The sequence below is a fragment of the Nocardia sp. NPDC049220 genome, assembly GCF_040647855.1.
Classification (GTDB): Bacteria; Actinomycetota; Actinomycetes; order Mycobacteriales; family Mycobacteriaceae; genus Nocardia.
The window spans coordinates 710,304-722,194 of the sequence record NZ_JBEZDA010000002.1; the positions used below are offsets into that span (position 1 = coordinate 710,304).

Annotated in this window: 4 protein-coding genes; 3 read left to right on the forward strand and 1 reads right to left on the reverse strand. The window is 65.6% G+C overall.

Features of this window, described 5'->3' with window-relative positions:
- Positions 1-25 precede the first annotated feature (25 nt).
- Together AB0C34_RS10310 and AB0C34_RS10315 are read left to right on the forward strand one after the other, a co-directional pair.
- Complete coding sequence (locus AB0C34_RS10310; protein ID WP_357069570.1) at positions 26-1,690, forward strand: hypothetical protein; 1,665 nt, start codon at positions 26-28, stop codon at positions 1,688-1,690.
- Entirely contained in the window at positions 1,687-7,857 is a 6,171-nt protein-coding gene (locus AB0C34_RS10315) for an MFS transporter (protein WP_357069572.1), read from the forward strand. The genes AB0C34_RS10310 and AB0C34_RS10315 overlap by 4 nt, the downstream gene beginning before the upstream one ends.
- Positions 7,858-8,024: 167 nt before the next feature.
- Here AB0C34_RS10315 and AB0C34_RS10320 read toward each other — a convergent pair whose 3' ends face one another.
- Positions 8,025-9,122 (reverse strand): CaiB/BaiF CoA-transferase family protein, encoded by a 1,098-nt coding sequence (locus AB0C34_RS10320; protein WP_357069574.1) that lies wholly within the window; start codon positions 9,120-9,122, stop codon positions 8,025-8,027.
- 373 nt (positions 9,123-9,495) lie between these two features.
- Between AB0C34_RS10320 and AB0C34_RS10325 the strand changes: the two genes are divergently transcribed.
- Positions 9,496-11,847, forward strand: coding sequence for an arylsulfatase (locus AB0C34_RS10325; protein ID WP_357069576.1), 2,352 nt, complete (start codon positions 9,496-9,498; stop codon positions 11,845-11,847).
- The last annotated feature ends 44 nt before the right edge of the window (positions 11,848-11,891 follow it).

Genomic DNA, 11,891 nt, shown 5'->3' on the forward strand with positions numbered 1-11,891 from the left:
CTGTGGGCGATGAAGGGTTGCCTGAGTGGGTCAGTCGCTGAATGTCGATGCGGATTTGGTGCGCGCGTTGATTTCCGAGTTGTCGGCGGCTGCCGGGCAGGCGCAGCAGCATCTGGACGAACTGAAGGATGTGCTCGCCGGGGAGGGCGAGCCGTGGGGTGATGATGAACCTGGGCGGAGTATCGGTGAAACGTATGTGCCGCAGGCGGACAAGACGCTGGAGGGTTACCAGAATCTGGTCGATAATCTGCGGGACCTGAGCAAGGGTGTCGCCGATGTCGCTGAGGGGTTCGACCGGCAGGATCGGGATAACGGTGCGATGATCGACCGTTTCGGGCACGACGCTGTTGGCCCGGATATCGCGTCCCCCTCGTGGTATTCGCCGCGGTCTCTGGATACGCCACCCACCGCGTATTCAAGCGATGTCGAGCCGATCGTTGCGGGCTCCAACGGCGTCCAGCAACCGTCTCCTGATTTGTCGATGCTGTCCGGCGGCGACCCGTCGGCAGGCACGGTAGCGCCGAGCACCGGAGACGGTTTGGTCGGTGATCCCGCGTCGACCGGGCCGCGGCCGGCGAATGCCGAACCGTTTGCGCCGCAGGACAGCCCTGGCGCCACCGTTAACGGTGCGCCGGGCGCTTCGGGCGGGCCGGCCCCGCAACCTGCGGCGAGTTCGGGGCTTCGGCCACCGTGGAGCGTGCGGCCGTCCGGCCCCGGTGTGTCCCCGGCCCGGGCTACGACCACCGCGGGGGGAACGCAAGCCGGTACACCCTGGTCGCGTGGTGGTCCTGGTGGGCCCACGCCGCCGAGTGCCGTAAATTCGCCGTGGTCGCCACCTCGTCCGGGTAGCCGTTCGCCGGGGCGAGTTTTCGGGCCGGAGCCGGCCGGGCCGGGTCCGGCGCCCGCGCGGCCGAACGCCCAGGATCGTAAAGATAAGTCTCGCAGGAAGAAAGCGGCTCCCGCGAAGCAGGACGCGGTTGCTACACCGACGGATGCCCAGGCGTTGGAAGCGGCGACGGCCATGGCCGAACGCCACAGTATTCAGCTCGTCGGGTTCGACACCTCGGGTATCGCGGTGGCGACGGTGGGTGAGATAGCGGCGGCGCTGGATGACATTCTGGGCAAGTATCCGTTCATCGAGGTCGGCGGTATCGAGATCGGCGAGCTCGGTGGTGGGCGGATTTCGCGGGTCAGGTGGGATCGGGTCGGTGCCGAGCCGGAACGGGATCGCGGCGATCGGCCGTGGCTGCTGCTGGATCGAGTACTCGTCGCGAATCCGGCGCGGTTAGGTGTGCACGCGCGTGCGGCCATACGATCCGGCGAATTGGCACCCGGATCCGCTGAGCGCCTGGTGTATTCGGTTGCCGTCGGTGAGTTCGGGCGAATCCTGGAGACTATGGCGGGCCCGCACCCGCGCCGGTCGGCGCAGCGGGCACTGATCACCGAGTACCACCGGATCAGCGGTAGCTGGGCTGGCCGCGACACCCTGGCTCGGGTTGTCGCGGGGTATCGGCGCTGGCGAAATCAGTTGGGTGGCGGCAGCGTCACCGATGGCCGGTTCCAGCCGCGGGCGGCCTTGATCGCCGCGTTCACCGAAGTCGAGGTGCGTGGGCCGGTAGCGTGCGGACCGGCGAAAGTACTGCATCTGCTGGTGGTCGAGGGTGCCCGCGGGTGGTCGGGATCGCCGTGACTGGTCCCGTCTTACCGGGGGTCCCGGAGGAGATCACCCGCTGGATCATCGGTCACTCCCCAGTCGGCAACCCCGCTGCCATGCGCAGCATCGCGGATGCTCTGGCTCGGTCGGCAGACCAACTCACCGGCACCCTGCGCCGTGTGGAAGAAACAGTCGCACGCGACGCACCGTCGGCGATCGAGGGTGCGACCGGCACGGCGATGCGGGATGTGCTGGGGAAGCAGATCGACTATGGCCATGCGCAGGTCGAGGGCTTGCGGTCATTGGCGAAGCTGATGCACGAGGCCGCGAACGCCATCGAACTCGAGCAGTACACCGTCCGCGCGATCGGCATCGCCCTGTTGCTGACCATCACCGGCAGTGTCGGCACCCAGACGCTGACTGCCCGTCTCAACGCCGACATCGCGGCCAATCAGGCGCGTCGTCGTACCCTCACCTGGTTGCTGCAACGCTGCACCGCATTCCGGCAAGCCTTCCCCATGCTGGCGCCGGCGGTGAGCGGTGCGCTGATGGGGTCGATTTCCATGGGCGGTGCGACCGCAGCCGCCCAATACGTCCAGATTGCGCAGGGGGAGGGCAAACCGGGCCGAGTCACTGAGATGGATGGGGGCAAGGTCGGTGTGGCCGTGGCGGCGGGTGCTATCGGTGGTGCTACCGGGGGGATGCTCGCGCCGAAGCTGGTGCCATGGCTCAATCGCCTCGCCACCAGTGCTGGTCTGCCGATGCCGACCGCGCTGGCTGTGCTGTCGACCGCAGGCATCAGTGGCGCCGCGGGCGGCCTGACCGGAGGATTGACCGCGTTCACGCTGACCGGCAGCGAGTTCCACGGCCGCAACCTCGCTGAGATGGTGCTGATGGGTGTCGGTGGTGGCGTCGTCGGTGGGCTCGGTGCCGCCGTGCACGCCGCGCGCATCGCCCCAGTGGCACATACTCCGATACCCGGTGAGGCGCCACCACGCGTGTCAGCGGAGCCAGTCGCGCGCGTGGGCGAGCCTGGTCATGCGACAGGTGATTCCGGCCGTTCCAGAAGTGAGTACGCCCCACCGGGCGAGGCTGGGCCCGCACCGGACAGCGGTGACGGACACACACCCAAGCCTGAGCTTTCCCCCGAGATGACCCAGCTCGGTAAGGAGATCGCCGGCGAAGTCGCCCGCAATCCACGGCTCGACGACTACACACCGGAAGCACGCCCCGGCGCGCTCGAGTTCGCCGCCGAACACGCCGCCGACGCCCCCGCCGGGCTCGGCAGATTCCGCGAGATCGGGCTGTCTCGATGGCAGCGACTGGCCGACGCCGAGGCCCACCAGATGCTCGCCGGATTGCACGGTGGCACCGGCACCCCGCCCGGGACATCCCCACCGCCGGTGATGCCACCGTCCCCGGGGGGAACACCGTCGGCATCTGGGCATGGGCCCGGCTGGCCCGCCTGGAACAAGGTCTTCGAACAATTCCGGACCGGTGCTGTCGGGGTCGACTCGCCCATGCCGACCACCGAAACGCCGGGACGGGTCGGCACCGCTGTCGTGCTGCCGCCCGCGGCCTCGGCCGGGAGCGGTGAGCCCGGCGCCGCGCAGATGGCCCTGGCCGGAAATGTCATCCAGGTCGGAGCCCTTGCCGGTGTCGAGGCCGGGCCTGCGGCGGGACGCGGTCCCCTGCCCGGACCCATGATGAACGCTGATGGCCCGCCGCAGGGTATGGGATCTGCGGAAACGCACGTCGCCGCCGCGCGGGACCTCGGGGGCAGCGGCAGCGGATCCGCCGTCATGGCACACCCGGGCACCGCACACACAGATGCGCGTCCACCGACCGGCCCAGGCCCGCGAGGACCCGCCCGAGGCGGTGGGCTGGGCGAACTGCCTCCCGACAACGACACCCCGTTTCTTCTCGATCTCGGGTTCCTCGACAGTTCCAAGCCACGAAGCCCCGAAACGCCTAATGCACAACCGGTTTCGATACCACCACAGCGCGATACACCCGCCGCAACCACCAACCCGGCACCTGCTACGAATTCGACACCACACCTCGCATCAGACATCAAAGGACAACCGCCCCAAACAGCGTCAGCGCACCACCCACACGGCGCGCCACCGGCCACAACTACCCAGAGGCCGACAAGTGGAGCCGATCCCGCCCGGTCCAACCCGCACGGTGACAACACCGGCGACGGTGCCCAGCGAAGCGACGGCAGCGCGCCACGAAACGACAACGTTGTACCGCTGAACAGTGCCGGTACCAACACCTCTCACGCCAGCACTAACACCCCATCACCGGCACTATCGCCGCAATCGCTGTCCGGTGCCGCACCGACCAACCCACCTGCCCATGCGCCGACTTCTCCCGTGCACGCCGCTACCCCGGTATCGGTGACCGCTGTCCCGGCCGCGGCAGTGGTTCCCGCGGTGATCGCCCTGTCCGCAACGAATGATCCCGTCTCGCCGGAACCCGTGCCGGAGACGAGCGACCCGACACACGGGGCCGATTTCGCTACCGCGCAATCGGACGCGACAGTCCCCGTACCGCAGGCAAGCTCGCCCGGACCGGGTTCTGGCCCGGACGTGCCACATCCGAACACCGAACGGAATAGTCCCGCACTATCGAGCAATAGGCTCGACGTTCCGATCTCTCCGATATCGATGACCGGCGCGACCACTCCCGCCGCCCAGGCGACCGCGGCCGACATGCCTGTCGGCGATGGATTACCTGGTGACGACGAACTCCCGAAACGTCCCGAGGAACTCCCCGCTGCGCTACCTCCCGACGCGACACCACGACATTCCTCCGTCTTTCCCGACCCCCGTCCGGCACCGGAGTATCCGGCCAACAACGACCATCCCGTGGAATGGCAGTACCAACACGGCAGCGGCTACTACCTGATCCCCGGCGCGCCGAAGATTCAGGAAGGCCCACCTCCCAACGCCATCCCCGCGATTGAGCGGTATGAAGATTCCGTTCTACCGGCACAGCGAGACGCAAGGCCGGCGACCTACACCCCGCCGAACCTTGCCGACCCGATCGCCTCTCCAGAGCACGACAACCATGACGAGCGTGACGAGGAAACCCGACAAACGCCCATTCCGGACGTGTCACCACTGCCACGCCACAGTGCCGCAACCGAAACCCACTCGCCCGCTACCGAGCATCTGCCCCAAGAGACCCCCGGGCATTCGCGCTACGCCACCCCTCCGAACCAGAAAACCCCTGGAGCACCCGAAGACTCGTCACTGCCGCCCCAATTCGACCCCGATAATCTCGCCTACATCTTCGAACGAAGCGGCGTCCCCCGGAATGGCGCAGTGCCCGGCACCCAGCTGGCGCCGCAACAACAGCGGAAACCGGTCGAGCAACCCCTCCCCATGCCGATGATGATGGGCATGGGGAAGAATCGCGATTCCGACGTCCCCGATGATCACCGTGAGGAGCAATCCGCCCAGCCGGCCGCACCGTCACCGTCGGAACCTCCCTCGTCACAACCTTTCTCGTCGTCGACTCAACCGACCGCTCAGCCGAATGTCGATGGCAGCGACCCGCCCGCCATACCACCTAACCGCACACAGGGCGCGGCCCCCGAGGCGATCAACGGTGACGGCGAATCAGGCCAGCAGAACGAAGGCTCATCGAACAGAACCTCCGAAAATCCAGAAGAACCAGCAGTACCGGCCACAACCTCCACGCACAAGTCGGTGCTCACCAACACGCCGTTCATGTGGTATGCGACAGGCCAAACCTTGAACCTTGTGGGCACCGGCGCTATGTCGGCGGCGCTGCCATTGGTGATGTTGGACATGACGGGGTCGCCGATGGCTGCCGGATTGTCGACCTCCGCACTGTTTATCCCGAAACTTTTCGACCCGCTTGCCGGATATATTGCCGACTTTTACGATCGGTGGCGAACGATGGTCATCGCGCAATCGGTCGGTCTGGCGGCTGCGGGTACCGCTACCGGCTTGATCCTTTTCGGCACACCGAATCTCGGACTCACACTGACTGCGGCAACGTTGGTCGAAGCCACCGCCGCCACCGTTCATCTCCGGGTCTTTCAAACATCGGTCCGAGATTTCCTCACCGACGCAGATAGGGATCAAGGAAACCGGTTGGCGAATCTCACCGGCTCCGTTGGTAGTGTCGGCGGTCCCGCGCTCGGCCCGCTGCTGCTCGGTGTCGCGAACTCGTGGCCCTTCGGGGCAAATACGCTATCGTACGTGGGAAATCTGGCGGTACTGCGGAAAATTCGGGACTCCTTTCCGCGGCAGATACCCAAGGATCCAGTCAATCTTCCACGGGAGCTCGGTGTCGGAGCGCGGGCACTGTGGCAGGAGAAGTTTCTCCGCGAATACACCGCGATCACCATGTTCAACAACGCTGCCTGGGGAATCCTCGCAGTCCGCACCGCCACCGTGCTGCACGAGGCCGCATTGCCGCACTGGGCCACCGGCGCAGTGCTCTCAGCGAGTGCGGTGGGCGGGATAGCCAGCTTTTTCCTGCCGCGTTGGATAAACGATGTCAAGATCACCAACCTGCATCCGGTTGTGCTCGCCAGCACGGCTGGTTTTTACACGCTACAGGTGGCGACCACGAACCCTGCCGTGATGGCGACGGGAATGTTCTTCGGCTCGCTGGGCATCATGGTGATGAACAACCGGATCTCCACCTACCAGCAGAGCGCTTTCCCTGGCAACCTTCTGGGCCGGGTGATGGGAGTGAAAGGCCTGTTTCAGGGAGTCGGCCCCGCCGTCGGCGGAATTGTGGGCGGCGCGGTGGCGACAGCATACGGCGGCGACGCTACCGGCGCGGTAGGAGCTGGCGTCGCCATAGCCTCAGCAGCCTATGGCCTGAGCAGCTTCGTAAGACGAAGCCACGGCCTCGGCGAGTCCAACGGACGGGGTCGGCGCATATTCGGACTACCGTGGCGTTCGAATCGGACGCAAGTCGCACCAGCGCCATCGAATATCCAGGAACCAGCGGGTGCTGGGCCCGCCGCGCACGCGGAGTCGAATACGCCCGGGGTGGACCCCGCCGCGGTCATCGAGAACTGCGCCATTCAACTTTCCCGGGTAGTCCGGGCGCTCGGCAGGGACGACTCAGTCGAGCCCGATGACACCGATCCCCGATGGGATTCCGATGAGAACTGGAAAGTTGTCGAACTCAGCATCGGAGCCCAAATCCGACCGATCAAGTACGACGGTGATCCCCGCTTCACCGCCATCGCCGAGTCTGTTCGCGCTAGAGAGAACGGCATCGACACTGTCGTCCTAGTCGTCGAAGAAGGCCGAAAAGCACACGGCCACGTGTTCACCCATATCGCCGCGGGTAAAGTGCTGGTCTTCGATATTCTCATCGACCACGATGCCGAAGGCGTCGATCCCGCCGATGTCGACATTCCACGCGCACGCGACTACGACGGCGATGAAAACGGCGAAAACAAGTGGCAGCCTGCATATCTCGATGTCGAGAAACTTTTCGGCGTGTTTTACACGAACGAGGACGGCACTCTCACGCCGCTCCATAAACCAATCGCCAGGGTTCGGCACCGCCGACACCCGAACAAGATCCAAGGCCCGCCGGCTGTTCTGGTCCGCCCCGATAACTCGGAAGTCACCGAGATTCATGTCGGGAAGGACGAAGCCGCACCGCCTCATATGCCGACGAAGTGGCTCCCATCGAGCGAGATCGGCTATCCGCGATCTTCGCTGGAGCGGTCGATCGCGTCGGGATGCCGGCAGAACAAGCTGACCGACACGGCAATACAACAGCGCACGAGCCGCCCGGAACGGGTGACCGAGGCACTGGAATCGACGTACTCGAAGAGCGCGCCGGACACCGTCGCGCTTGTGCTGAACAACGACTCCGTGACCCCCGGCCTGGACGGACATCACGGCGAGGGCGGCCGACAGGCATTTTTGCAGGCCACGGCCGAGCACCTGACCGCGATCTGGGATCTGGTGGCCGGGCCGCCCGAAATCCGACTCGCGGGCCCCGTACTCGCCGACCGAATAACCGGACATGTCGACGACACAACCGGAAACGCTGGCGACGCCCTACCGACAGGCACAGCCGCTCCCGACGACCACCCCGCGCACCGCGACGATCAACCCAACACACCCGACTCCACACCGAACACGGCGACGCCGTGGAGCGGCCGACCCCACATCGCGCGCACGGAATAGGTGGCCATCCCGACCATGCAGCCACCTTCCGTCATGGCAGGTCAGGCTACCGAGCAGATCGATATCCGGAACGACTCCTTCCTGTGCGCGCCTGAGCCGGCCCGTTACCGCACGGATCGCGAGACTATTCGTGCGGAGTGGGTGTGGGTTGCTGTGCTGTCGGCATCTCAGTCGGCCCAGACCGCGTCGATCGGAGTGGCCACGGTCGGCGGCGGCGTGGGGATGCCGTTCGGGGTCCGGGAAAACCGCGGCGCCGGGGCGTGCTGGGTGATGTCAGCGAGCGTCAGCAGCGAGCCGCGTGCCGCGATGTGCTCGTTCGCCGTCGCCTCCTCGAAGGTGAGCACGGGCGAAACGCACGCGTCGGTTCCCGTGAAGATCGCGGTCCACTCATCCCTTGTCTTGACTCGGAAGCGTTCGGCGAAAAGCTTTTTCAGCGTCTCTTGGCCCGCCGGGTCGAGCTGGAAAGGGAGACCTTCGGGATCGATCCCGAGTCCGGCCAGCAATTGCGCGTAGAACTGTGGTTCGATCGCGCCGACCGCCATGTACTTGCCGTCGGAGGTCTCATAGGTGTCGTAGAACGACATTCCGGTGTCGAGCAGGTTCACGCCGCGCTCGTCGGACCAGGCGCCGAGCCCGCGCATGCCCCAGATCATCTGCGAGAGGGCAAGGGTGCCATCGACCATGGCCGCGTCGATCACCTGACCCTTACCGGAGGCCTGTCGCTCGACCAACGCGGCGAGGATGCCGAATACCAGGAACATCGAACCGCCACCGAAGTCGCCGACCATGTTCAGCGGCGGCACCGGGCGCTCGCCTTTGCGTCCGATCGCGTGCAGCACGCCGGTGAGGGAGATGTAGTTGATGTCGTGTCCGGCGCGGTCGGCCAGTGGGCCGTGCTGACCCCATCCGGTCATCCGGCCATAGACCAGGTGTGGGTTGCGTGCGAGGGCGTCGTCCGGGCCGAGACCCATCCGCTCGGTGACGCCGGGACGAAAGCCCTCGATCAGGACGTCCGCCTTCTCGATCAGGGTGAACACCTTCTCGATATCGGCCGGGTCCTTGAGGTCGGCCTCCACGATGGTCCGTCCGCGCAACTGTGGCCGGTCGATTCCGCCGGGCAGTTGGCCCGCGCGCTGTACCCGCACCACGTCGGCACCCAGATCGGCGAGCAGCATCGCGGCGTGCGGGCCAGGGCCGATACCGGCGAGTTCGAGGACTTTGATGCCCGCGAGCGGACCCTGTGCGCCAGTGGATGGAGTGCTCACGCCTACCTCGGTTCGTCGTTGATCCGGCCACCGGAACCCGATGCATCCCGTCGGGTCGACCCGGAAGGGTGTATTGACAGTACGACAATAACTCTGCTCGCTCGGCGGGACGCCGCCGCGCAGTGCGGAATCGGTGCGCCCGGTTGTGCCTCTGGTGGCCATGTGACTCTTCGTCTAGCATTTTTTGTGCTGTCGCAGTGGCGACTCATGAAGCGACCTCGCCATGGCATTCTGTCGAGCTTTTCCGGAATTTCCAGCCGCGCGAAAGAGTGATCAGTTTGATCGGTGCGGCTGACAACAAGGCGATTTCACCTCGAGAGCCAACGCGCCGACCGTGCGCCGCAGCCGGTCAGCGGAATGGAGGACCGAGCAGATGGCACCGAAGGAATACCGGCCGGGAACTGCGTTTCCCGGAGTCATCGGGCGGACAACTGATGTGTCGAGCCCGGCTTGGCCGCAGCCCGTGCGTGCTGTGTCGGGGGCGCCGAATGTGCTTTTCATCGTGCTCGACGACACCGGGTTCGGGCAATTCGGCTGTTACGGCAGTCCCATGGCCACGCCGAACATCGACGCCCTGGCCGAGGGTGGACTGCTGTACAACAACATGCACACCACGGCGCTGTGTTCGCCCTCGCGCTCATGCATCATGACTGGACGTAATCACCATGCCAACGCGATGGCTGGCATCACCGAGATCGCTACGGGATTTCCGGGCTACAACGGCAACATTCCGTTCGAGAACGGGTTTCTCTCCGAGATGTTGCTGCAATATGGATACAACACTTACATGGTCGGTAAGTGGCATCTTGTGCCCTCGGAACAGGAATCGGCCGCGGGCCCCTACGATCGTTGGCCGCTCGGCCGTGGTTTCGAGCGGTTCTACGGTTTTCTCGGCGGCGACACCAGCCAGTGGTACCCGGATCTGGTCTACGACAATCACCAGGTCGAACCGCCCGCCGCCCCGGAGGATGGCTATCACCTGACCGCCGACCTGGTCGACAAGGCCATCTCCTTCATCGCCAGCGCCAAGCAGGTCGCTCCGGACAAGCCGTTCTTCCTGAACTTCTGCACCGGCGCGACGCACGCTCCGCACCACGTGCCCAAGGAGTGGGCGGATGTCTACCGGGGCCGGTTCGACGATGGTTGGGACGCCTACCGCGAATACACCTTCAACCGGCAAAAGCAACGGGGTGTCGTGCCGCCCGACGCGGAACTGTCCCGTCACGACCCGGATGTGCCGGATTGGAACTCGCTGTCACCGGATTCGCGCCGCCTCGCCGCACGGATGATGGAGGTCTACGCCGGGTTCGTCTCGCACACCGACTACCACATCGGGCGGTTGCTGGAGTTCCTGAAGGAGATCGGCGAATTCGATGACACCCTGATCATGGTCGTCTCCGACAACGGTGCCAGCCCTGAGGGCGGAGTCACCGGGACCACGAATGAGTTGCAGTTCTTCAACAACGCTCCGGAACCGATCGAGGACAGCCTCCGCGCGATCGATGAACTCGGCAGCCCGAGTACGTTCAACCACTACCCGTGGGGCTGGACCTGGGCGGGCAATACACCTTTCCGGCGGTGGAAACGGGAGACCTACCGCGGCGGCGTCAGCGATCCGTTTCTGGTGCACTGGCCAAGTGGCATCGGGGCGCGCGGTGAGGTCCGCACCCAGTACGCACACCTTGTCGACATGGTCCCCACCGTTCTCGACGTGCTCGGCATCGAGCCCATGTCCACTCTCGAGGGCGTACCCCAGTCGCCCCTTCATGGCGTCAGCTTCGCACATACCTTCGACAATCCGGCCGCGCCGACTCGGCATCACACGCAGTACTTCGAGATGCTCGGTCACCGCGCGATCGACCACGACGGGTGGCGGGCCGTGTGTCCCTGGCCGGGATCCTCCTTCGCCGAAGCGGACACACCGTTCGGCACCCCCATCACCGCAGCGGACCTGGGTGAGCTCGATGCCCACCACTGGGAGCTCTATCACATCGACGAGGACTTCGCCGAGAACCACGACGTCGCCGCCGAGCACCCGGACAAACTCATCGAGATGATCTCCCTGTGGTACGTGGAGGCCGGCAAGTACAACGTGCTGCCCATCGACAGCAGCACGCTGCAACGGTTGATCGTGGAGCGCCCCCAGATCACACCGGCGCAGACCAGCTACACGCTGCGCGCCGGCACCGAAACACTGCCGGCGGCTGTCGCACCTCGGGTACTCAACCGGCCGCACAGCATCACCGCCGCCGTGGAGATCCCGCCGGGCGGTGCCGAGGGGGTCTTGCTCTGTCAGGGCACCAACGCGGGCGGCTGGTCCTTCTACGTCAAGGACGGCCGATTGCACTACGCCCACAACTACGTTCGGCGTGCCCTGTACCGGGTGTCCTGCACGGACCCCGTCCCCGAGGGCCGCCATGAACTGCGCTTCGAATTCGAACCCACCGATATGCCCGACATCGCCCACGGCAAAGGCACACCGGGTCGCGCCCAGCTCTACATCGACCGCCGCCTGGTCGCCCAGAGCGAGATACCGGTCACCACGCCCGTCGCTTTCAATCCTGGCGGCATGACCTGCGGCGCCAACCCGGGCTCCGCGGTGGCGCCCGACTATGCGCCACCGTTCCGGTTCTCCGGCACACTGCACTCGGTCACCGTCGATCTCTCCGGGGACCTGATCACCGACGTAGACAGTGAGATCCGCATGCATATGGCGCGACAGTAAGGCATCGACTCGGCGGTCGGCGTCCTGCTGTCCCGTGTCGCTTG